The organism is Streptomyces piniterrae (assembly GCF_005048155.1).
Lineage (GTDB): Bacteria > Actinomycetota > Actinomycetes > Streptomycetales > Streptomycetaceae > Streptomyces > Streptomyces piniterrae.
Window position 1 is genome coordinate 114,341 of record NZ_SUMB01000010.1, and the last position, 23,739, is coordinate 138,079.

16 protein-coding genes are annotated in these 23,739 nt (G+C 71.1%); 3 read left to right on the top strand and 13 right to left on the bottom strand.

Going from position 1 to position 23,739, the window contains the following annotated elements; translation table 11 throughout:
• Window positions 1–26 precede the first annotated feature (26 nt).
• The 3 genes from pyk to pta are packed head-to-tail and all read right to left on the bottom strand — an operon-like array spanning window position 27 to window position 4,882.
• Entirely contained in the window at window positions 27–1,454 is a 1,428-nt protein-coding gene (gene pyk, locus FCH28_RS26455; protein ID WP_136742665.1) for a pyruvate kinase, read from the bottom strand.
• Between the two features lie 60 nt (window positions 1,455–1,514).
• The gene (locus tag FCH28_RS26460; RefSeq protein ID WP_136742666.1) at window positions 1,515–2,750 is read right to left on the bottom strand and encodes an acetate kinase; all 1,236 of its coding nucleotides are present in this window, start codon (window positions 2,748–2,750) and stop codon (window positions 1,515–1,517) included.
• 35 nt (window positions 2,751–2,785) lie between these two features.
• Window positions 2,786–4,882 carry a phosphate acetyltransferase gene (gene pta / locus FCH28_RS26465; protein WP_136742667.1) on the bottom strand — a complete coding sequence of 699 codons (2,097 nt, stop codon included), beginning with the start codon at window positions 4,880–4,882 and terminating at the stop codon, window positions 2,786–2,788.
• Window positions 4,883–5,191: 309 nt separating this feature from the next.
• Between pta and FCH28_RS26470 the strand changes: the two genes are divergently transcribed.
• Window positions 5,192–6,217 (top strand): ATP-dependent 6-phosphofructokinase, encoded by a 1,026-nt coding sequence (locus FCH28_RS26470; protein WP_136742668.1) that lies wholly within the window; start codon window positions 5,192–5,194, stop codon window positions 6,215–6,217.
• Window positions 6,218–6,323: 106 nt separating this feature from the next.
• Here FCH28_RS26470 and FCH28_RS26475 read toward each other — a convergent pair whose 3' ends face one another.
• From FCH28_RS26475 to FCH28_RS26510, 8 genes are all read right to left on the bottom strand, one after another.
• On the bottom strand, window positions 6,324–8,888 hold the full coding sequence (locus FCH28_RS26475; protein ID WP_136742669.1) for an ABC transporter permease: 2,565 nt from the start codon (window positions 8,886–8,888) through the stop codon (window positions 6,324–6,326).
• Between the two features lie 103 nt (window positions 8,889–8,991).
• Entirely contained in the window at window positions 8,992–9,783 is a 792-nt protein-coding gene (locus tag FCH28_RS26480) for an ABC transporter ATP-binding protein (protein WP_136742670.1), read from the bottom strand.
• A 194-nt stretch (window positions 9,784–9,977) separates the two neighbouring features.
• A complete protein-coding gene (locus tag FCH28_RS26485) occupies window positions 9,978–10,685 on the bottom strand; it encodes a helix-turn-helix domain-containing protein (protein ID WP_136742671.1) in 708 nt (235 codons plus the stop codon).
• Between the two features lie 113 nt (window positions 10,686–10,798).
• Window positions 10,799–11,656, bottom strand: a complete 858-nt coding sequence (locus tag FCH28_RS26490) for a carbohydrate ABC transporter permease (protein WP_136742672.1) — start codon at window positions 11,654–11,656, stop codon at window positions 10,799–10,801.
• Complete coding sequence (locus tag FCH28_RS26495) at window positions 11,656–12,558, bottom strand: carbohydrate ABC transporter permease (protein WP_136742673.1); 903 nt, start codon at window positions 12,556–12,558, stop codon at window positions 11,656–11,658. The genes FCH28_RS26490 and FCH28_RS26495 overlap by 1 nt, the downstream gene beginning before the upstream one ends.
• Entirely contained in the window at window positions 12,555–13,916 is a 1,362-nt protein-coding gene (locus FCH28_RS26500; RefSeq protein ID WP_136742674.1) for an extracellular solute-binding protein, read from the bottom strand. Before FCH28_RS26500 ends, FCH28_RS26495 begins: the two co-directional genes overlap by 4 nt.
• A gap of 63 nt (window positions 13,917–13,979) precedes the next feature.
• On the bottom strand, window positions 13,980–14,678 hold the full coding sequence (locus tag FCH28_RS26505; RefSeq protein ID WP_246103223.1) for a response regulator: 699 nt from the start codon (window positions 14,676–14,678) through the stop codon (window positions 13,980–13,982).
• Between the two features lie 67 nt (window positions 14,679–14,745).
• The gene (locus FCH28_RS26510; RefSeq protein WP_136742676.1) at window positions 14,746–16,416 is read right to left on the bottom strand and encodes a sensor histidine kinase; all 1,671 of its coding nucleotides are present in this window, start codon (window positions 16,414–16,416) and stop codon (window positions 14,746–14,748) included.
• A 142-nt stretch (window positions 16,417–16,558) separates the two neighbouring features.
• Between FCH28_RS26510 and FCH28_RS26515 the strand changes: the two genes are divergently transcribed.
• Both FCH28_RS26515 and FCH28_RS26520 read left to right on the top strand, forming a co-directional pair.
• Window positions 16,559–17,983, top strand: coding sequence for a cation:dicarboxylate symporter family transporter (locus FCH28_RS26515; RefSeq protein ID WP_136742677.1), 1,425 nt, complete (start codon window positions 16,559–16,561; stop codon window positions 17,981–17,983).
• Between the two features lie 261 nt (window positions 17,984–18,244).
• Window positions 18,245–18,664, top strand: a complete 420-nt coding sequence (locus FCH28_RS26520) for a DUF4259 domain-containing protein (RefSeq protein WP_136742678.1) — start codon at window positions 18,245–18,247, stop codon at window positions 18,662–18,664.
• 80 nt (window positions 18,665–18,744) lie between these two features.
• Here FCH28_RS26520 and glgB read toward each other — a convergent pair whose 3' ends face one another.
• A complete protein-coding gene (gene glgB / locus FCH28_RS26525; RefSeq protein ID WP_246103225.1) occupies window positions 18,745–21,372 on the bottom strand; it encodes a 1,4-alpha-glucan branching enzyme in 2,628 nt (875 codons plus the stop codon).
• 462 nt (window positions 21,373–21,834) lie between these two features.
• Entirely contained in the window at window positions 21,835–23,472 is a 1,638-nt protein-coding gene (locus tag FCH28_RS26530) for a maltokinase N-terminal cap-like domain-containing protein (RefSeq protein ID WP_246103227.1), read from the bottom strand.
• Window positions 23,473–23,739: the final 267 nt, after the last annotated feature.

Below are 23,739 nucleotides of genomic sequence, written 5' to 3' on the forward strand. Positions count from 1 at the left end.
CCCACCGCCGTTTTCTGCGTCCCGGGTCAGGCGCTCTGGCCGCCCAGGTGGTGCACCCGCACCATGTTGGTGGTGCCGGGGACGCCGGGGGGCGAGCCGGCCGTGATGAGCATGGTGTCGCCCGCGCTGTAGCGCTGGAGCTTCAGCAGCTCGGCGTCCACCAGGTCGACCATCGCGTCGGTGTTGTCGACGTGCGGGACGACGAAGGCGTCCACGCCCCAGCTCAGCGCCAGCTGGTTACGGGTCGAGGTCTCGGTGGTGAAGGCCAGGATCGGCTGTGCGGCGCGGTAGCGCGACAGCCGGCGGGCGGTGTCACCGGACTTGGTGAAGGCGACCAGCGCCTTGCCGTCCAGGAAGTCCGCCATCTCACAGGCCGCGCGGGCCACCGCACCGCCCTGCGTACGCGGCTTCTTGCCGGGCACCAGCGGCTGCAGGCCCTTGGACAGCAGCTCCTCCTCGGCCGCCTCGACGATCTTCGACATCGTCTTGACGGTCTCGATCGGGTAGGCGCCGACCGAGGACTCGGCGGAGAGCATGACCGCGTCCGCGCCGTCGAGGATGGCGTTGGCGACGTCGGACGCCTCGGCGCGGGTCGGCCGGGAGTTGGTGATCATCGACTCCATCATCTGGGTCGCGACGATCACCGGCTTGGCGTTCCGGCGGCACATCTCCACCAGGCGCTTCTGCACCATCGGGACCTTCTCCAGCGGGTACTCCACCGCCAGGTCGCCACGGGCCACCATGACCGCGTCGAAGGCCATCACGACCTCCTGCATGTTGGCGACCGCCTGCGGCTTCTCGACCTTGGCGATGACCGGGACCCGGCGGCCCACCTCGTCCATGACGCGGTGTACGTCGTTGACGTCCTTGGCGTCCCGCACGAAGGACAGCGCGACCATGTCGCAGCCCATGCGCAGCGCGAACTTGAGGTCGTCGATGTCCTTCTCGGACAGCGCCGGGACGTTCACCGCGGCGCCGGGCAGGTTGATGCCCTTGTGGTCGGAGATGACCCCGCCCTCGATGACGATGGTGCGCACCCGCGGGCCGTCGACCTCGATGACCTGGAGCGCGACGTTGCCGTCGTTGATCAGGACCGGGTCGCCCTTGGAGACGTCGCCGGGCAGGCCCTTGTAGGTGGTGCCGCAGATGGACTTGTCGCCGGGGACGTCCTCGGTGGTGATGACGAACTCGTCACCGCGCACCAGCTCGACGGGGCCCTCGGCGAAGGTCTCCAGGCGGATCTTGGGGCCCTGGAGGTCGGCCAGCACGCCGATGGCGCGGCCGGTCTCCTCCTGGGCCTTGCGGAGGCGGTGGTACCGCTCCTCGTGCTCCGAGTGGGTCCCGTGGCTCATGTTGAAACGGGCCACGTTCATACCGGCCTCGATCAGCGTCTTCAGCTGGTCGTAGGAGTCGACGGCGGGGCCCAGGGTGCAGACGATTTTGGAACGGCGCATGGCTCAATCCTATCGGTTTGTTTAGGAGCGGAATATTCCACCTGGTGGAAGCCCCAGCGACTAGGCGCTGACCAGGGCGTATGTCTGCTGAGCGATCTCCAGTTCCTCATCGGTGGGGACCACGGCGACCGCGACGCGGGCGTACTCGGGCGAGATCAGCCGCGGCTCGTCACCCCGTACCGCGTTGAGCGAGGCGTCCACCGCCATGCCCATCTCCTCCAGGCCGGCGATCGCGGCCGCCCGCACCGGGGCGGCGTTCTCGCCGACGCCGGCGGTGAACGCCACCGCGTCGACCCGGCCGAGCACCGCGCTGTAGGCGCCGATGTACTTCTTCAGCCGGTGGATGTAGATGTCGAAGGCCAGCTTCGCCTGCGCGTCGCCCTCGTCGATCCGGCGGCCGATCTCCCGCATGTCGTTGTCGCCGCACAGCCCGATCAGCCCGCTCTTCTTGTTGAGCAGGACGTCGACCTCGTCCTCGTCCATGCCCGCCACCCGCTTGAGGTGGAAGGTCACCGCCGGGTCGATGTCGCCGGAGCGGGTGCCCATGACCAGGCCCTCCAGCGGGGTGAGGCCCATCGAGGTGTCCACACAGCGGCCGCCGGCCACCGCCGAGGCGGAGGCGCCGTTGCCCAGGTGCAGCACGATCACATTGACGTCCTCGGGGGCCTTGCCCAGCAGCTCGGCGGTCTTGCGCGACACATAGGCGTGCGAGGTGCCGTGGAAGCCGTAGCGGCGGATGCGGTGCGCGTCGGCGGTCTCCACGTCGATGGCGTAGCGGGCCGCGTACTCCGGCATCGTGGTGTGGAACGCGGTGTCGAAGACCGCGACCTGCGGCAGGTCGGGGCGCAGCGCCCGAGCCGTCCTGATGCCGGTGATGTTCGCCGGGTTGTGCAGCGGGGCGACCGGCACCAGCCGCTCGATCTCCGCCAGCACCTCGTCGTCGATGACGGTCGGCGCGCTGAACTTCAGGCCGCCGTGCACCACGCGGTGGCCGATGGCGGCGAGCTCCGGGGAGTCGAGGCCGAGGCCGTCGGCGGCCAGCTCGGCGGCGACGGCCTTCAGCGCGGCCGTGTGGTCGGCTATCGGGCCCTCGGTCTCGCGCTTGGCGCCGCCGGTGCCCAGCGGCGTGTGCGCCAGGCGGGAGGTCTCCTCACCGATCCGCTCGACGAGGCCGACGGCGAGCCTGCCCGCGGCGGAGCCGCTTTTCGACTCAGTGTTGTGCATGTCGAGCAGCTGGTACTTCACCGACGAGGAGCCGGAGTTGAGGACGAGGACGCGGGAGGCGGTGGCAGTCATAAAGCTTTCCGATGGGGAGGGGTGTTTCCGGGGGCTCAGGCGGTGTGCGCGGCGCCGGGCCGGGCGCCCTGCGCCTGGATGGCGGTGATCGCCACGGTGTTGACGATGTCCTGGACGAGGGCGCCGCGCGAAAGGTCGTTGACCGGCTTGCGCAGACCCTGGAGGACCGGGCCGACCGCGACCGCGCCGGCGGAGCGCTGGACGGCCTTGTAGGTGTTGTTGCCGGTGTTGAGGTCCGGGAAGATCAGCACGGTGGCCCGGCCGGCCACCTCGGAGTCCGGGAGCTTGGTGCGCGCGACCGCCGAGTCCACCGCCGCGTCGTACTGGATCGGGCCCTCGACCAGCAGGTCCGGACGGAGTTGGCGGACCAGTTCGGTGGCCTTGCGGACCTTGTCGACGTCCGCGCCGGAGCCGGAGGTGCCGGTGGAGTACGACAGCATCGCGATCCGCGGCTCGACGCCGAACTGGGCGGCGGTGGTGGCCGACTGGATGGCGATGTCCGCGAGCTGCTCGGCGTTCGGGTCCGGGTTGACCGCGCAGTCGCCGTAGACCAGGACGCGGTCGGCCAGGCACATGAAGAAGACCGAGGACACGATCTGCGCGTTCGGCTTGGTCTTGATGATCTCGAAGGCGGGGCGGATGGTGGCCGCGGTGGAGTGCACCGCGCCGGAGACCATGCCGTCGGCCAGGCCCTCCTGGACCATCAGGGTGCCGAAGTACGAGACATCCGCGACGACGTCGAAGGCCAGCTCGTACGAGACGCCCTTGTGGGCGCGGAGCTTGGCGTACAGCTCGGCGAACCGCTCGCGCAGCTCGGAGGTCTGCGGGTCGATGATCTGGGCGCCGGTGAGGTCGATGGCCAGGTCCGCGGCGCGCTTGCGGATCGACTCCTCCTCGCCGAGCAGCGTCAGATCACAGACGTCGCGGCGCAGCAGCACATCGGCGGCGCGCAGTACGCGTTCCTCGGTGCCCTCGGGGAGGACGACGCGGCGGCGGCCGGAGCGGGAGCGCTCGATCAGCTCGTGCTCGAACATCATCGGCGTGACGCGGCCGGAGCGGGCGACGGAGATGCGGTTCGTCAGCTCGACGGTGTCCACATGCCGCTCGAAGAGCCCGAGGGCGGTCTCCGCCTTGCGCGGCGAGGCGGCGTTGAGCTTGCCCTCGATGGCGAACAGCTCGGCGGCGGTGGGGAACGAGCCGCCGGGTACGGAGATCACCGGGGTGCCGGGGGCGAGCCGGGCGGCCAGCGCCATGATGTCGGGTCCTGGCCGTTCGTCGAGGGTGAGCAGCACACCGGCGATCGGCGGGGCGCCGGCGCTGTGTGCGGCGAGCGAGCCGATGACCAGGTCGGCGCGGTCTCCGGGCGTCACCACGAGGCAGCCGGGGGTCAGCGCCTTGAGGAAGGTCGGCAGCATGGCGCCGCCGAAGACGAAGTTCCGCGCGTCCCGGGCGAGGCCGGAGTCGTCGCCGAGCAGCACCTCGGCGCCCAGCGTGTGCACGATCTGGTTGACGGTCGGCGCGGAGAGCGAGCCGTCCTCGGGGAGCGCGTAGCAGGGCACGGGGAGGCGGGCGGAGAGCCGGTCGGCGAGGGCCTCGCGCAGCTCGGGGGCCACCCGGTTCGCGACCATGGCGACGACGTCGCAGCCCAGCGAGTGGTAGGCGCGGTAGGCGTTGCGGACCTCGGCGCGTACGGACTCCGCCTCCTGGCCCTGGCCGCCGACGACGGCCAGCACCGAGGCGCCGAACTCGTTGGCGAGCCGGGCGTTGAGGGCCAGCTCGGCCGGCAGGTTGGTGTCGGAGTAGTCCGAGCCGAGGACCAGGACGTACTCGTAGTCCCTGGCGACCGCGTGGAAACGTTCGACGAGCCGGGTGACCAGCTCGTCGGTGCCGCGCTCGGCCTGGAGGGTGGCCGCTTCGTCGTAACTGAGGCCGTACACGGTGTCGGCGGACTGGGTGAGCCGGTAGCGGGACCGCAGCAGGTCGAAGAGCCGGTCGGGCCCGTCGCCGTGCATCAGCGGGCGGAAGACACCCACCCGGTCGACATGGCGGGTCAGGAGCTCCATGACTCCCAGCTCGATGACCTGGCGGCCGTCGCCGCGGTCGATCCCGGTCACGTACACGCTGCGCGTCACGCGTGCTCTCCGATCCGTTTCATCGCTGTTCGTTGCGTTGCTCGGCCAGGCCCGGCAAGACCCGGCAAGACACTGCCGGCGGGGCTCTGCTGAGCAGGGCCCCGCTCACCAGGAAAAAAATACCGGTTATGGTGGCCTTGAACTCTTGACAATACCCGCGCGGGTGGCTAAGTCGCTCTCCCAGTTTCCCCTGAGCGGCCGGGGCGGGAACAGCCGGGGGGCCCGGCGGGTGAGGGCAGCGCCCTCCGGCCCGTGAAACAATCGGACCGGCTCTCACGAACCGACCGCGAGCACAGGAGACACAGCACGATGCGTATCGGAGTCCTCACCGCAGGCGGCGACTGCCCCGGCCTCAACGCTGTGATCCGGTCTGTGGTCCACCGCGCACTCACCGGCCACGACGACGAGGTGATCGGCTTCGAGGACGGCTTCAAGGGCCTGCTCGAAGGCCGCTTCCGCAAGCTCGACCTCGAAGCGGTCAGCGGCATCCTCGCCCGCGGCGGCACCATCCTCGGCTCGTCCCGCCTGGAGCGCGACCGGCTCCGCGAGGCCTGCGAGAACGCCAAGGACCTCTCCAAGGACTACGGCATCGACGTGCTGATCCCGATCGGCGGCGAGGGCACGCTCACCGCGGCCCGGATGCTGTCGGACGCCGGGATGCCGGTCGTCGGCGTCCCGAAGACGATCGACAACGACATTTCCTCCACCGACCGCACCTTCGGCTTCGACACTGCCGTCGGCGTCGCGACGGAGGCCATCGACCGCCTCAAGACCACCGCGGAATCGCACCAGCGGGTGATGGTCGTCGAGGTCATGGGACGGCACGCGGGCTGGATCGCGCTGGAGTCCGGGATGGCCGGCGGCGCCCACGGCATCTGCCTGCCGGAGCGCGAATTCGACGTCAACGACCTGGTCAAGATGGTCGAGGAGCGCTTCGCCCGGGGCAAGAAGTTCGCTGTGGTCTGCGTCGCCGAGGGTGCGCACCCGGCCCCCGGCACCATGGACTACAAGAAGGGCGCCATCGACCCGTACGGCCACGAGCGGTTCTCCGGCATCGGCAACGCCCTCGCCAGCGAACTGGAGCAGCGCCTCGGCAAGGAGGCCCGCCCGGTGATCCTCGGCCATGTCCAGCGCGGCGGCACCCCCACCGCCTACGACCGGGTGCTCGCCACCCGCTTCGGCTGGCACGCCGTCGAGGCCGCACACCGCGGCGACTACGGCAGGATGACCGCGCTGCGCGGCACGGACATCACGATGGTGCCGCTGGCCGAGGCCGTCACCGAGCTCAAGACGGTGCCGGCCGACCGGATGGACGAGGCCGAGTCGGTTTTCTGAGCCTCCGTTTCCTGAGCCTCTTTCCGAGGCTCTTTCCGAAGAACTGCGACGGCGGCGCGCCTCCCCTCGGCCGAGGGAAGGCGCGCCGCCGTTTCGCTGTGACGGGTCACTGCGCCCCGATGGACTCCAGCATGTTGAGCCGGGCGGCCCGGCGGGCCGGCCACAGCGCCGCCAGCACCCCCACGACCAGCGCGATCAGCAGGAACAGCCCGAGCCTGCCCCAGGGCAGCACCATCTCGTAGGTCGGGAACGAGGAGCCGACCAGGCTGCCGCCGGCCCAGGCCAGGAAGATGCCCACGCCGATCCCGAGCACCGCGCCGAACAGCGAGATGACCACGGACTCCAGCCGGACCATCTGCTTGATGCCGCTGCGGGCCAGACCGATGGCCCGCAGCATGCCTATCTCGCGGGTGCGCTCGAACACCGACATGGCCAGGGTGTTGACGACACCGACCACCGCGATGATCACGGCCATGCCCAGCAGTCCGTAGACCAGGTTCAGCACGGTGTCGATCTGCCCGGCGTGCTCCTTGCGCAGATCGTCATGGTTCTGGATCTTCAGCAGCGGGCTGTCGCCGAGGGCGTGCCGGATCTCCTTGACCAGCGCCTCGGAGCCACCGCCGGCGGCCTTCACCAGCAGCTCGTCGTTCTTGGCGCGCGGGGCGTGCGGGCCGACCAGGGACATGTCGGCGAAGGCGTCGCCGAGCGTCTCGTTGTCCGCGTAGACCGCGGCGACCTTCACCTTCGCCTTCTTCGCGTCGTTGAACTCGGCGTTCACGGTGTCGCCGGCCTGCCAGCCGCGCTGCTTGGCCCAGGACTGCGAGATCGCGATACCGCCGGCCCGGACCGCGTCCAACGAGCCCTGCTTGAAGGAGATCCGGGTGACCTTGTCGATCTGCGAGAGGTCGGTGCCGCGGAGATAGCCGAAGCCGCCCCCGCCGCTGATGCCGGTCCCGCGGAACGGGGCCATCGCCTCGACGCCCGGGATCTTCGCCACCTTCTTGGACAGCTCGGGGTCCAGACCGACATACGTCGAGGTCTCGATCTTGTAGTCGGCGGTCAGGTCGGTGGCGGCCATCTTGTCCATGCCCCGCTGTGCGGAGTGTCCGACGACGGTCATCCCGGTGATCAGGGTGAGGCCGATCATCAGCGCGGACGCGGTCGCGGCCGTACGGCGCGGATTGCGCAGCGCGTTCTCCTTGGCCAGCTTGCCGCCGATACCGAACAGCCGGGTGGTGACCACACCGGCCAGCGAGACCAGCGGACGGGACAGCAGCGGGGCGAGGATGATCACGCCGGTGAGCGTCAGCGCCGAGCCCAGCATCGCGGTCGGCAGATCGTCACCGGACTTGAGGGTGGAGACATAGAGCATCACCGCCACACCGAGGCCGCAGACCACCGCACCGAGGGTGTTGCGGAGCACCAGGCTGCGCAGCGCGGGCGGCGCCTCGACGGTGCTGAGCGCCTCCACCGGCGCGATCTTCGCCGCCTTGCGGGACGGCAGCCACGCGGCCAGCACGGTCACCACGACGCCGACCCCCAGCGCGGAGAGCACCGCCGCCGGGCTGATGACGACCGGCCCGTCGGGGAAGCCCGCGCCATTGGCGTCCAGCACCGCGCGCAGACCCACCGCGATACCGGTGCCCAGCGCGAACCCGACGACCGAGGAGATCAGCCCCAGCAGACCCGCCTCGGCCAGCACCGAGCGGACGACCTGCCGGCGCGAGGCACCGACCGCGCGCAGCAGCGCGATCTCGCGGCTGCGCTGCGAGATGAGCATGGTGAAGGTGTTGGCGATGATGAAGACACCGACGAACAGGGCGATTCCGGCGAAGGTCAGCAGGGTCTGGCTCAGCGCGCTGTTCTGCTCGGCGATCATCTTGGCCTGCTCGGCGGCGAGTTCGCTGCCGCTGGTCGCCTCGGCGCGGTCCTTGGGCAGCAGTTCGCGGACCTTGGCGGTCAGCGCATGCTGGTCGGTGCCCGGCGTGGCCGCCACGACCAGCTCGTCGAACTGGCCGGCGTGCAGGTACAGCTTCTGCGCGGTGGCGGTGTCGAACAGCGCCAGGCTGCCGCCCGCGGTCACCTGAGGGTCGTCCGTCGCGACGATGCCGACCAGCTTCTTCTTCAGCACCGGGCCGTCGGTGGCGAACCGCACGGTGTCGCCGATCGAGTAGCCGGCGGCCTCGGCGGTGCTCTCGGCCAGCGCCATCTCGTTCTCGGCCGCCGGGCCGCGGCCCTGCGCCAGCGGGTAGCGGCTGTCCTTGCCGTCCTTGCCCGGCTGGTAGTTGACGGCGCGGTTCTGCCAGCCGTTGCCGATCGGCTGGTTGTCCTTCCCGGCGAGCGTCGCCTGGCCGGTGACGTCGGACCGTACGGACTGCACGCCCGGCAGCGCGCGGATACGGTCGGCCAGCTTCTGGTCGAGGGCGGTGGCCCGCTTGCCGTCCTTCTCCGCCTCGACGACGTCGGGGGTGTCGGGGTCGGCATTGGTGGCCTGGACGGAGACGGCCACGTCCTTGAGGTTCCTGGCGGAGGCGTTCTTGACGGCCTCGCCGACGGTGTCGCTGAAGATGAGGGTGCCGGCGACGAAAGCGACGCCGAGCAGGACCGCGAGCGCGGTCATCATCAGCCGGGCTTTGTGCGCAAGGACATTGCGCAGGGCAGTACGCAGCATGGTGGTGGTGTCAGTCCTGGAGTCCGGTTGCTCTGGATACGGAGGGCAGCAGCGGGGCGGGGGAGGAGCCCACCGCGCGGGGGGTGCGCGGGGCGCGCCGGTGTCAGCTCGTACGGCCCTTGGAGTCGAACATCCGCATCCGGTCCAGAACGGTGTCGGCGGTCGGCTCGTGGAGCTCCTCGACGATCCGGCCGTCCGCGAGGAACACCACCCGGTCCGCGTAGCCGGCCGCGACCGGGTCGTGGGTGACCATCACCACCGTCTGGTCCATCGCCCGCACCGACTCGCGGAGAAAGCCCAGTACCTCGGCGCCGGAACGGGAGTCGAGGTTGCCGGTCGGCTCGTCCGCGAAGATGATCTCCGGCCGGGCGGCCAGCGCCCGCGCGACGGCGACCCGCTGCTGCTGGCCGCCGGAGAGCTGCGCGGGCCGGTGCGAGAGCCGCCCGGACAGGCCGACGGTCTCGATGACGGTGTCGACCCACTCCCGGTCGGGCCGGCGGCCCGCGATGTCCATCGGCAGGGTGATGTTCTCCAGCGCGGTCAGCGTGGGCAGCAGATTGAACGCCTGGAAGATGAAGCCGATCTTGTCCCGGCGCAGCCGCGTCAGCTGCTTCTCGCTCAGCGACGCCAGCTCCACCTCGCCGATCCGGGCCGAGCCGCTGGAGATGCCGTCCAGCCCGGCCATGCAGTGCATCAGGGTGGACTTGCCGGACCCGGAGGGGCCCATGATGGCGGTGAACCGGGCCTTGCCGAACTCCACGGAGACGGAGTCGAGCGCGACCACGCGGGTCTCGCCCTGGCCGTAGACCTTGCTCAGATCCGTCGCACGGGCGGCGACGGAGGCGGTGGCTCGGGCGGGGGCGGGAAAGCCCGGACGGGCTGTCGCGTGGGACACGGGGACTCCTGAGAGGGACGGAAGATACGGCGCAGCGCGATGTGCGGCGCGATGTCCCAATTCTCGAATGCGCAGGTCATCCCAGTCCTCAGCCCCTGGGACGGAAAGTGGGGCCGGTCCGAAGACCGACACCGGGCCCCGACGTCATACCGTGGACGGACGGCCGTCCGACCAGCGGCCTACAGGCGGAGGCGTCATCCCGACAGCCCGACCCGCTCCCAGAACTCCGCCACGATGCGGTCCAGGAACGCCCGCCCCGCCCTGCCGGACTCCACGGAGCTGCCTCCGTTACCCCAGTTGAGCGAGGCCGCCATGATGTCGTGGTACTCGGCGAACAGGTCCTCCAGCGCGTCCTGGATCTGCTGCTTGGGCAGCGGTACGACCTTCTGGACCGGCCGCACGTACCCCTGCCAGCGGGTGGTCGCGGCGCTGGTCAGCATCTCGGTCAGATGCGATTCCTGGCCGGTGAACCGGACCAGCGCGGGCAGCGGCAGATCCAGCACCTCGGCGAGCGCCGCGGCCTGCCGGTCGTTGCCGCGCCACACCCCGCCGGCCTCCAGCGCGTCGTAGGAGGACTGATCCATGCCGATCCGCCGGGCCAGGTCGTCCGGCGCCAGGCCGGTCGCCAGGCGGTACTCGCGCAGCGTGCCGGGGGCGCCGAGCAGCTCGCCCGGAGCGCACCACAGTGCGCCGGCCAGCGCGGTCAGCTCGGTTTCGGTCGGTGAGGTCTCGCCCAGCTCCCAGGACGCCACCGTCGCGGGCGAGATCCGCAGGCCGTACGCGGCCGCGATCCCGTAGGCGACATGGGCAGGAGTCATACCGAGGGCCTCGCGGAGCCGGCGGGCGGACTCGGCGTTGAAAGGGGGCCTGCGCTGGTCCCCGGCGTGCGTGTTCACCGGCACACGGTAAGTGACCAGCTGCTTTCACACCTATGGTGCATATGAACAAGATGTGAAGTCGTAGCTTCCTACGGTTCCGTAGGTTCCGCCGCCGCTACGTCTTCACCACACCCCCGCTACCCCTTCACCGCGCCTCCGAGGGCGAATCCGCCGCCCAGTCTCCTGGAGATCAGGATGTACAGAATGATCACCGGTGTCGAGTAAAGAATCGAGAAAGCGGCGAGTTCACCGAAGGCGATGGCGCCGTAGTTGCCGAAGAAGGTGAAGATGCTGACGGACGCGGGCAGCTGCTCCGGGGAGAGCAGCAGCATGAAGGGGACGAAGAAATTGCCCCACATCATGATGAAGGTGTAGATCGTCACCACGGTGAAGCCGGGGCCCATCAGCGGCAGGATCACCCGCCACAGGGTCTGCGGCCAGGAGGCGCCGTCCGTCCACGCCGCCTCTTCCAGGACCCTCGGCACGCCGTCCATGAAGTTCTTCATGAGCCAGATGGCGAACGGGAGCTGGGCGGCGGCCAGGAAGAGCGCCGTGCCGTACTGCGTGTCGATGAGGTTGACCTGCACGAACAGGCCGTAGACCGGGACCATGATCGCGGTGATCGGCAGACAGGTCGCGAACAGCACGGTCAGCAGGTACGGGCGGCTGAAACGGGCGCGGAAACGAGAGAGCGGATAGGCGGCCAGCGCCGCGCAGACCACCGTGACCAGCGTGGCGCCGCCGCACATCAGCAGGCTGTTGAGCATCGGCGTGAAGGTGATCTCGTCGGTCAGCACCGCCGAGAAGTTGTCCAGGGTGGCGGACTCGGGCAGCCGTACCCGCAGCGTCGCCTCCGGGTTCAGCGATGACAGCACCAGCCAGGTCAGCGGGAGCGCGAACGCCACCGCGGCGACCAGCAGCCCGGCGTCGGCGGCGAGCCGCTGGCGGGCGGAGCGGGTCAGGACGCGCCGGCCGGGCCGGGCCGGGGGCGCCATCAGACCTCCTCGCGCAGCAGACGCAGATAGACCGAGGAGAACAGCGCGCCCACGACGAGCAGCAGCAGCGCCACCGCGGTGCCGTAGCCGATCAGGGACTTCATGAACGCCTGGTCGTACATGAACACCGGGAGGGTCTGGCTGCGGTTGCCGGGGCCGCCGCGGGTCATCGCCCAGATCAGCCCGAAGACGGAGAGCGTCTGGAGGGTGTTGAGCATCAGGTTGGTGCCGATGGAACGGCGGATCATGGGGAGCGTGATGTGCCACAGCCGCCGCAGCCCGCCCGCGCCGTCGACCTGCGCCGACTCCGTGACCTCCTGGGGGACCTCGGAGAGCGCCGCGGAGTAGATGAGCATCGAGAAGGCGGTGCCGCGCCAGACGTTGGCGAACGAGACGGCGAGGATGGGCAGGGTGAACAGCCAGTTCTGCGCGGGCAGTTGCAGCCATTCCAAGACGGCGTTGAGGGTGCCGCGGCGTTCGAAGAAGGAATAGAGGAGAAAGCCCGCGACGATCTCAGGGATCACCCAGGCGGTGATCACCACCGCGCCGGTGAGCGCGCGTACGGGCCGCGAGGCACGCCGCATCAGACCGGCCAGTGCGAGCCCCAGGGTGTTCTGGCCGAGAAGCGAGGAGAGCACGGTGAACACCAGGGTCAGCACGACCGCGTTGCGGAAACCCGCGTCGCCGAAAGCGTGACGGAAGTTGGCCAGGCCGACGAAGGACGCGGATTCCTGGCCGGTCAACTGGGTGTCGGTGAAGGCGATGTAGACGCAGTAGCCGATCGGTCCCGCCAGGAAGAGCAGCAGGATGACCGTGGCCGGGGCGAGCGGTGACCAGCGCAGTACGGCGGCGGCGCGGGTCCGGCCGGCCGGGCCCGCGGTTTCGGCGGCGGCGCGGGTCATGGCCTGGCGACGACGTGGCCGTCCACGAGGGACTTCAGCTGCTCGTCGTAGTCCTTGGCGGCCCGGTCCGGCGAGGAGTCGTCGGCGGTGACCGCCTCCATGGCCTCACCGATCGCCGAGGCGACCTTGGGGTAGGCGGGCAGCGCCGGCCGGTACCGGCTGACCTCGACCAGCCCGGTGAAGAAGCCGATGCCCGGTACCGACGTCCGATAGCGCGGCTCGGCGGCGACATCCTTGCGTACGGCGATCTGCGCGCCCCGTACACACCATTCGAGGGCGTTCCGCTTCGACTGGAGCGTCTCGATCAACTTCCAGGCGAGGTCGGGCTGTTGGGACTTCTGCGGCACCGACCAGGTCCAGCCGCCGGCCAGACTGACCCGGCCCGGCGGGGCGCCGTGCTGGGTCGGGAACGGCGCCTGGCCGAGCGTCGTCGACCATTCGGGCCATGGATTTCCGCCGCCCGTCTTCTGCCACTGCTGGCCCAGCCAGGAACCGTCCAGGTCGATGGCGAGCTTCTCCTCGGGCAGCAGCTCGGCGGCCACATTGGTCTGGATGTTGGGGCTGAGCGCGTCCGACACCTCAGGGCCGAGCTTCTCCTTGTAGACGGTGTCGATGAACGTCAGGCTGTCCCGGAAGCCCTTGCTCCCGGTGACCCACTTCTTCGCGCCCGGGTCGTACAAGGGGTGGTCTCCGGTGCCGTACAGCAGCATCTCGAAACCCTGCATGACGGCGGCCTCGCCGGCGCCCTTGCCGGTGAAGACGTTGAGCGGGATGACGCCGGGGACCTTCCGCTTGATCGTCCGGGCCGTCTCCAGCACCTCGTCCCAGGTCCTGGGCCGCCAGTCGGCCGGCAGTCCCGCCTTCTCGAAGATGTTCTTGTTGAACCACAGTCCGCGGGTGTCCGTGCCGTCGGGGACGCCGTAGGTCCGGCCGTCCTGTGCCTTCGCCGCGGTCTTCGCGGTCGTCTCGAACTGCGACCAGTCGTCCCACTTGCCGATATACGAATCCAGGGGGCGCAGCAGCCCGGCCTCGATATCGGAGTTGATGAGGAAGGTGTCCTCGTAGACCACGTCCGGTGCGGTCTTCGGGGAGCGCATCATCTGCTGGATCTTGGTGTAGTAGTCGTTCTCCGACGCCTGGATCGGGATGAGCCTGACCTTCTTGCCGGGGTTGGCCTTCTCGAACTGCCTCGCCACCAGCTTGATGTAGTCGTCGCGGACCGTGACCCTGCTGTTGGTGTCCTTGATGAAGGCGACCTTGACGGTGTTGCGGTCGCTCCCCGACCCGCCGCAGGCGGTGAGCGTGCCGGCGGCCACAACTGCGGCGGTGAGAAGAGTCAGCGGGGCGGTGGGGCGCACGGCACGACCTCCAACTAGCCACGGCGGGCTGCCCGCTGAAAGTAGGTCACCGCTCACAGCGGGTCAATGGCCCGACCAGCGATAGCGCAATTCCGGCCGCCCGACCTGGCCGTACTGCGGTGCGCGGGCGGCCCGGCCGCTCTCCACGAGGTGTTCGAGATAGCGGCGGGCGGTGATCCGCGAGATCCCCACGTCGGCCGCCGCCTCGGCCGCGGTCAGACCGCTCTCCGCGGCCCGCAGCACATCGGTCACCGCGCGCAGGGTGGCCGCGGTCAGCCCCTTCGGCAGCGCGGCGGGCCGCGGTGCGCGCAGCGCGGCGATCGCCCGGTCCACCTCGTCCTGCCCGCTGGCCTCGCCCGCGGTGGCGCGGAACTCGGCGTAGCGGGTGAGCCGGTCGCGGAGGGTGGAGAAGGTGAAGGGCTTCAGCACGTACTGCACCACGCCGAGCGAGACGCCCTCGCGCACCATCGCCAGGTCGCGGGCGGAGGTGACGGCGATGATGTCGGCGGTGTGGCCGGCCGCGCGCAGGGTGCGCACCAGTTGGAGGCCGTGGCCGTCCGGCAGATAGAGGTCGAGCAGCAGCAGGTCGACGGGGTGCTGGTCGAGGTGGCGGCGGGCGTCACCGCCGGAGTGCACGGTCCCGGAGACGGTGAAGCCGGGCACCCGACCGACGTACAGGGCGTGCGCGGCCGCGGCGACCGGATCGTCCTCGACGACGAGGACCCGGATGTCGGAGCGGCGCGCGCCGGGAGAGGGGTTCACCGGGCACATCCTCTCGTGTGGGTGCCGGGCCCGCGCCCCAAGGCTCCGTGCTCGCGTCTGTCACCGTTCATGGCGCCACCCGTGTGCGCAGCGGCAGCCGTACGGTGAACCGCGCGCCGCCTTCAGGACGCGGGTCGAGGGTGATGGTGCCGCCGTTGCGGTGCACCGCCTGCCGGGCGAGGGCGAGGCCCAGGCCGCGGCCCCGGGCGGGCGACCCGGTGGGGCTCTTGGTGGTCCAGCCCCGCCGGAAGATCTCCTCGGTGGCGTCCGTCGCGACCCCGGGGCCGTTGTCCGCGACGCTGAGCAGCAGCTCACCCTGGTCCGCCCGTGCGGTGACGCGCACCAGGGGCGGTTCGGCGGCGGCGTGCTCCTGGGGCGGCGCGGCGGCGTCGATGGCGTTGTCGATGAGGTTGCCCAGCACCGTCACCAGGTCGCGGGCGGGCAGTGCGGGCGGGAGCAGCCCGTCGTCGATCCGGCTGTCCGGGGTGAGAGCCAGCTCCACGCCCCGCTCGTTGGCCTGCGCGGCCTTGCCGAGCAGCAGCGCCGCGAGCACCGGCTCGGCGACCGCGCCGACGACCTGGTCGGTCAGCGCCTGCGCCAACTCCAGCTCGGCGGTGGCGAATTCCACCGCCTCCTCGGCCCGCCCCAGCTCGATCAGCGAGACCACGGTGTGCAGCCGGTTGGCGGCCTCGTGGGCCTGCGAGCGCAGCGCCTCGGCGAAGCCGCGTACCGAGTCCAACTCCCCGGAGAGCGCCTGGAGTTCGGTGTGGTCGCGGAGGGTGACGACGCTGCCGCGGTGCTCACCGCCGGAGACCGGCGCGGAGTTGAGGACGAGCACCCGCTCGCCGGTCAGATGCAGCTCGTCGACCCGCGGCCCCGACGCCAGCAGCGCCTCGGTCAGCGGCGCCGGCAGGCCCAGCTCGGTCACGACCTTGCCCACCGCGTCGCCGGAGAGCCCGAGCAGCTCCCGTCCGCCGTCGTTGATCAGGGCGACCCTGCGTTCCCCGTCCAGCATCAGCAGCCCCTCGCGTACCGCGTGCAGCGCCGCCTGGTGGTAGTCGTGCATCCGGCTGAGCTCGGCGGCGTTCATCCCGTGCGTGTGCCGCCGCAGCCTGGCGTTGATCACGTACGTGCCCAGGCCGCCCAGCGCCAGCGCCGCCGCCGCGACCCCGACCAGCGCGAACACCTGGTCACGCAGTTGATCGCTGATCGTCTTGATGGTGATGCCGGCGCTGACCAGCGCGATGATCGGGCCGCGCCGCTGGGGGTCGTGGACCGGCGCGACGACCCGTACGGACGGTCCGAGCACCCCGCGGTGTGTCTCGGGGAAGATCTCGCCGCGCAGTGCGGGCCCGATGTGCCCGAGGTACTTCCTGCCGATCGCGGACGGCTCCGGGTGCGTCCAGCGCGTCCCGTCCGGGGCCATCACCACGACGAAGTCGACGCCCGCGTCATGCCGCAGCCGCTCGGCGTACGGCTGGAGCACGGTCGTCGGGTCCTTCGAGCGGGCGGCCGCCGCCACCACGGGGGAGTCGGCGACGGAGGTGGCCACCGCAGTGGCCTGCCGGCGCGCGGTCTCCTCGGCCTGCCGGCCCGCGCTCAGATACGCGAAGACGGCGCAGCCCATGACGACCACCGTCACCAGCACCACCTGCATCGCGAAGAGCTGCCCGGCGAGGCTGCGGGGGCCGCGCGGCCGCCAGGGCCATCGGAGCCGCCGGGGACGGGGGAGTCGCATACATAACAGTCTGCATGGTCAGTTTTGCGTGAACGAAATGCACGTAAGGGTGACGCGCGCCACAGCGGAGTGCATAGTCGCCGGGACTTGTTGTGCGACAGAGCCGCAGATCAGCGCACAGCCGTAGACCGAGGAGGCAGCCGTGGCTGCACAGACCCCACCGTCCGGGGGTACCACCGAGGAGACCGCGCCCAAGAAGCGGGACCGGACCCACTACCTCTATATCGCCGTGATCGGCGCCGTACTGCTCGGCATCATCGTGGGCTTCGCCGCCCCCGGTGTCGCCGTCCAGCTCAAGCCGCTCGGCACCGGTTTTGTGAACCTCATCAAGATGATGATCTCGCCCATCATCTTCTGCACCATCGTGCTGGGCGTCGGCTCGGTCCGTAAGGCGGCCAAGGTCGGCGCGGTGGGCGGACTCGCCCTCGGCTACTTCATGGTGATGTCCACCGTCGCGCTGGCCATCGGCCTGGTCGTCGGCAACATCCTGGAGCCCGGCTCAGGCCTTCATCTGACCGAGTCCGTACGGCACGCGGGCCAGGCCCAGACGGAGGGCGGCGGCGAGTCGCTGCCCGAGTTCCTGCTCGGCATGATCCCCACCACGCTGGTCTCCGCCTTCACCGAGGGCGAGGTGCTCCAGACGCTGCTGGTGGCGCTGCTGACCGGCTTCGGACTCCAGGCGCTGGGCTCGGCCGGCGAGCCGGTGCTGCGCGGCATCGGGCACATCCAGAAGCTGGTCTTCCGCGTGCTCTCGATGATCATGTGGGTGGCGCCGGTGGGTGCCTTCGGCGCCATCGCGGCGGTGGTCGGCGAGACCGGCCTGGACGCGCTGAAGACGCTGGCCGTCATCATGGTCGGCTTCTACGTCACCTGTCTGCTGTTCGTCTTCCTGGTCCTCGGCACGCTGCTGCGGCTGGTCGCCGGCATCAACATCTTCACGCTGCTGAGGTACCTGGGCCGCGAGTTCCTGCTGATCCTCTCCACGTCCTCCTCGGAGTCGGCGCTCCCCAGGCTGATCGCCAAGATGGAGCACCTGGGCGTCAGCAAGCCGGTGGTCGGCATCACCGTCCCCACCGGCTACAGCTTCAACCTCGACGGCACCGCCATCTATCTGACGATGTCCTCGCTGTTCGTGGCCGAGGCGATGGGCATGCCGCTGTCGCTCGGCCAGCAGATCTCGCTGCTGGTCTTCATGATCATCGCGTCGAAGGGCGCGGCCGGCGTCACCGGCGCGGGCATGGCGACGCTGGCCGGCGGCCTCCAGTCGCACCGGCCCGAACTGGTCGACGGCGTCGGCCTGATCGTCGGCATCGACCGGTTCATGAGCGAGGCACGGGCGATGACCAACTTCGCGGGCAACGCGGTGGCGACCGTCCTGGTCGGCACCTGGACCAAGGAGATCGACAAGGCCAGGGCGGCGGAAGTGCTGTCCGGCCGGGTGCCGTTCGACGAGAAGACGCTCTCCGCCGACGGGCACGGCGCGCCGGGTGCAGAGCCCGACGACGCGCCCGCGGCCGCGGTCATCGGGCCGCGGGACGGTGGGACGAAGGCGTCCGCGAAGGTCTGACGCCACGGCCGGCGGACCGGCGAGCAGGAGGGGAGGGGCGGGTGCCGCGAGGCACCCGCCCCCTTCGCCTTTGCCGCTGTCTTCGTCGTCGGTGGCGGGGCGTCGCGGCGCCCCTCTCCCTTGCTTCTGGCCGTCTGACCTGTGCTTTTCCTCCCCGGCGAGGCTTTTCAAGATCGATTGTCAGTGGTGCCTGGCACCATTCAGTCATGGCAGAACAGCAGCCGGCGAGGGGCCGGTTGCGGCCATGACCGAGGGGGATCCATGGGCACTTGGGGGACGGATCCGTTCGACGGCGACGCCGCGGCGGATTTCGCGGGGGAGCTGGACGACCTGGCCGACGGGGCCGAGCGGCTCGCCGCGATCCGCGCGGCGCTGGCCGCCGCCGTCGAGGAGAGCGACTATCTGGAGGCGCCGGAGGGGGAAGTAGCCGTGGCCGCCGCCGCGTTGGTGGCGGCAGGGCGCCCCGGCGGACGTCCGGTCGATGTGGTGTACGGGCCCAAGGGCGCGATAGCCGAGCCGTCCGAGGAGCTGGCCGAGCTGGCGGCCTCGGCCCTGGAGCGGGTGCTCGCGGCGGACTCCGAGATCGCCGAGCTGTGGGACGACTCGGACGCCGGTCCGCAGTGGCGCGCGTCGGTGGGCGCTCTGCGGACCACCCTTCGCCCGGCCTCGGAGTCGGTCTGAGGCCGGGCAGGGTGGCGGCGGGCCCGAGTGCCGCCGTGGCCGCGGGGGGCGGCGACAGCAACCGCCCGTGATGCCGTCCCTCAGGCCGGTCGCAGCCAGATCGTGGCCAGCGGGGGGAGCACCGCCGCGATGGAGGAGGAGCGGCCGTTCCAGGGGGTCGGTTCGGCCTTGAGGGCCTCCGGGTTGGTGACGCCACTGCCGCCGTAGCGCGGGTCGTCGGTGTTGAGGACCTCGTGCCAGGCGGGGATGTGGTCGGGGACGCCGAGCCGGTAGGCGTGGCGAACGACGGGGGAGAAGTTGGTGACCGAGATCAGGGGGGCGCCGTCGGCGGCGAAGCGCAGGAAGGAGAAGACGTTGTCCTCGCCGGCGTCCCCGTCGATCCAGGAGAAGCCGGCCGGATCGGTGTCCCGTTCCCAGAGCGCGGGCGTGGCGGTGTAGCGGCGGTTCAGGTCGCGGACGAGATCGCGTACGCCACGGTGGTCCGGCTCCGCCTCGTACGACGGGTCCAGCAGCCACCAGTCCGGTCCGTGGCTCTCCGCCCACTCCGCGCCCTGCGCGAACTCCTGCCCCATGAAGAGGAGTTGCTTGCCGGGGTGGGCCCACATGTAGCCGAGGTACGCCCGGTGGTTGGCGCGCTGCTGCCACCAGTCACCGGGCATCTTCGACACCAGTGAGCGCTTGCCGTGCACCACCTCGTCGTGGGAGATCGGCAGCACATAGTTCTCGGAGTACGCATAGATCATGGAGAAGGTCATCTCACCGTGGTGGTACTTACGGTGCACCGGCTCCTTGGACACATAGACGAGGGAGTCGTGCATCCAGCCCATGTTCCATTTCAGACCGAAACCCAGACCGCCGAATCCGCCGGGGCCGACATGATGAGTGGCGCGGGTGACGCCGTCCCAGGCCGTGGACTCCTCGGCGATGGTGACGACGCCGGGGCAGCGGCGGTAGACCGTCGCGTTCATCTCTTGGAGGAAGGCGACCGCGTCGAGATTCTCCCTCCCGCCGTGCACGTTCGGTGTCCAGCCGCCCTCCTCGCGCGAGTAGTCGAGGTAGAGCATCGAGGCCACGGCGTCCACCCGCAGGCCGTCGATATGGAACTCCTCGCACCAGTACACGGCGTTGGCCACCAGGAAGTTGCGGACCTCGGTGCGGCCGTAGTCGAACTCCAGGGTGCCCCAGTCCGGGTGCGCGGCCCGTGCCGGATCCCCGTGCTCGTACAGCGGCCGTCCGTCGAACTCCGCCAGCGCCCAGTCGTCGCGCGGGAAGTGCGCCGGTACCCAGTCCATCAGTACGCCGATACCGGCCTGGTGCAGCGCGTCGATCAGGAATCGGAAGTCGTCCGGGGTGCCCATCCTGGCGGTGGGTGCGTAGAACCCGGTCACCTGATAGCCCCACGACCCGCCGAAGGGATGCTCGGAGACCGGCATCAGCTCGACATGGGTGAACCCCAAGTCCTTGACATATGACGGGAGTTGCATGGCCAGCTGACGGTAGGTCAGGCCAGGGCGCCAGGACGGGAGGTGCACTTCGTAGACGGACAGCGGTGCCTCGTGCACGGGGCGCTCGCCGCGCCGGGCCATCCAGTCGGCGTCCTTCCACCGGTAGTGCGACTCCTCCACGACCGAGGCGTTTGCGGGCGGGCACTCGGTGCGCCGCGCCATCGGGTCGGCGCGTACGGTCCGGGAGCCGTCCGGCCGGGTGATCTCGAACTTGTACAGCTCGCCCGCGCCGACGCCCGGGAGGAACAGCTCCCAGACACCGGACGATCCCAGCGAGCGCATCGGAAAGGCGGTGCCGTCCCAGTAGTTGAAGTTGCCGACGACGCGGACGCCGAGGGCGTTGGGCGCCCAGAGCGTGAAGCGGGTGCCGGTGGCGCCCTGGTGGTCCATGGTCCGGGCGCCCAGTGCCTGCCAGAGCTGCTCATGCCGGCCCTCGCCGAGCAGATGCAGATCCAGCTCGCCGACCGCGGGCAGGAAGCGGTAGGGGTCCCGCGCCGTCACGGTGGTGTCGTCGTACTCGACCAGCAGCTCATAGTCGGGGATCTTGCGCAGGGGGAGCACTCCGGCGAACAGCCCGTCGCCCTCGGGGTGCAGCGTGGCACGCAGGCCCTTGCCCAGGACGGTGACGCTCTTCGCGTACGGGCGCAGCGCCCTGAACAGCAGCCCGCCGCGTACGGGGTGCACACCGAGCAGGCCGTGCGGATCGTGATGCGCGCCGGCGAGCAGCCGCCCCCGGTCCTCGTCGGACAGCGGCGCCGCGACCCGCACGCCCCGGCTGCCCTCCTTCGCCTTCGCGGCGCGGGACCGGGCCGCCGGCTTGTCGCCCGTACGGGAGGCGGCGCGGGAGGAGCCACGGGCGGACGTGCCGGCGGCGGCACCGGCGGGTTCGGCGGTCGCGGTCCGGGGGGCCGGCGGGCGGGGCGTGGACGCCCGCTTGGCGGCAGGAGCCGCCGCGTCGGTCTCGGACGCCGAGGTCGCCGATGCCGTCGCCGCACCGGTGGAGGCGGTCGTGGTGGCGGTTTCGGTGGACCCGGTGGCGGGGCCCGGCGGGGTGGTGGCCGGTTTGGTCCTGGCGGTGGCCTTGTCGGCCGGTGGCCGGGACGCCGCCGCGCGGCCGGACCGCCCCGACGCGGGGGCGTCGGTCGCGGTCTTGGCGGGCGCGGTGTCGGGAGTGGTGCGGCGGGACGGCGGACGGGCGGTCACGAGAGGAGCCTCCTCGGGGGCGGGGCATCGGTCGGATCGGAGCGGACGGTGAGGTGTGCGGGGGCTGGGAGGTTCGGGGTGTGGGTGTTCGGGCGAGGAGCGCGGCGAACGTCGGTGTGTGGTGGTTCGGGCGGGGCCGGGATCTCCGGGGGCTGGGGAATTCGCGGGGCGGCGCACCGGAACGCGGGCCGGGCCCGGCCCGGTTCATGGGCGGTACCGATCGGAGCCGGGCGTGCGGTCGGTACTTGGAGCCGGGCGTGCGGTCGTACGGCGATCGGGCTGCGGTGGGGCCGGGTGGGGCTGTTGTCGGGCGGTGCGGTCGTGCGGGTGAACGGGAGCGGCGGCAGACGCCAGTGCCAACGACGCCGCCGGGGACGGCGACACCTTCCGTGACGCGAACGGGTGCCCGGTCGGGCCGGGCGCCGCCGCGTTCCCGAGGGGACGGCGGCGTGGCCACAGCCGTCACCCGCGACCGTCGGTCCCGTGCGGCTTGGCGGAACCGGAGGGCCTGGACGCCCCGGGCGGCAGCGGGGTACCGGCCGGCCGCGTGGCTCCCGCGCCCCCGGCCCGCGAAGTCCGCGCGGCCCCCACCTCCCGGGACCCCCCGGACCCCGCACCGAAGCCGGCCGGCCCCTCCATCCCCTCCACCCCCTCCGGCCGCTCCCCGCCCGCTGCCAGCCGGCGGATCGCGGCCATCGGGACGGGCAGCCAGTCGGGGCGGTGCCGGGCCTCGTACAGCACCTCGTAGACGGCCTTGTCGGTTTCGTAGGCGCGCATCAGCTCGGGGGCGGAGCGCGGATCGAGCCCGCCGGCCTCGGCGTAGCCCAGGCAGTAGGCGGCGCGGGTGCGGCGTGCCCACTCCAGCGACCAGCCGTCGCCGCCGGCCGGTCCGCTGCGTGCCGCGTAGTCGAAGGAGCGCAGCATCGCCGCGACATCGCGCAGCGCCGGATGCGGCCGTCGCCGTTCGGCCAGCGGGCGGGCCGGTTCGCCCTCGAAGTCGATCAGTGACCAGCGGCCCTCCTCGGCGGAGCGCAGCGTCTGGCCCAGGTGCAGATCGCCGTGGATGCGCTGGGCGGCCCAGCTGCGCCCGTCCTGGCCGACCGTGGCGAGCGCGTCGAACGCGGTGCGCAGCCGGGCGCGGTAGGGCTGGAGTACGGGGACCGCGCGGGCGGTGGCGTCCAGCCGCTCGTTCATCCGCGCGGCGATCGCGGCCAGCTGCGGGTGGCGCAGTTCGGTGGTCGGCAGGGTCTGGGCGAGCGCGGTGTGCACCTCGGCGGTGGCATGGCCGAGCGCGCGCGCCGAGCTGGTGAAGTCGGCGCGTACGGACAGCGCGTTGAGCGCCAGCTGCCAGCCGTCCGCCGAGCCCGGCAGGAACGGCTGGAGCACACCGAGGGTGGTCGCCTCCCCGCCTTCCTCGGCGGTCTCCGCCTCGAACCACGCGGCGGGCGCCGGCACCCGCGCGCACTTGACGTCGGCCAGCGCGCGCGGCAGTTCCAGATCAGGGTTGATGCCGGGCGCGATCCGCCGGAAGACCTTCAGAATGAACGTATCGCCATACACGATCGAGGAGTTGGACTGCTCCACGGCGATCGGCCGGCCCGGCAGCCCGGACGGGATGTCGCTGTCCGGTTCGCGGCAAAAGCGCATCGCGCCGATCCGGCCCGGCATCCGCAGCCGCTCCAGCAGCAGCCCGCAGAGCCGGTTGTCGAGCAGCGCGTCGTAGACGGTGCGGCCGCGCAGCGGGCCGCCGGCCGGGCGGCCGATCACCGCGGGCGCCAGCTGCGGCGGCGGTGCGGGGTGTACGCCCAGCAGGAGTTGGTAGCAGTCGGCGGCGGGCGTTCTGGCGGCCGGTGCGTTCTGCTGGGCGCGTACCAGCAGCTGGAGCAGGCCCGGTGCGCTGCCGTCGGCGGTGCACGGCAGGAGTTCGGTCGCCGAGACCAGCGTGAAGCCGGTGATCAGTCGTCCCTTGCCGGCGAACCAGCGCTGGCGGGGCACCCATTCGGCGAGCAGCGGTACCAGCGAGGAGAGCAGATCGGGGGCGGCGACGAGCGGGCGGTCGGGTGTGTTACGGGTGGCACGGGTCGAGGCGGTGTCCGACATGGCGTCGCGTCCTTTCCCCGGGCACACGACAGATACGGCAAGTGTCCCGGAATGCGGCCTTGACTGTGCGGCGGCGCGGTGGGGGTACCCCCAGACGGAGTCCGGGGGCGTATGGGGCGAGGACCGTCCGTATGGCAGCGGGGCGCCCGCACGCAGCGGTTGTCGTTCGACTGCGGCAGCGCCCGGGTTCGGCGTGTGCCGCGGCCGCTGCGAGGCGGTCCTCGGAGCCGGGAGGACCGACGATGGCCCACCCGGCCCGTGCGGTAG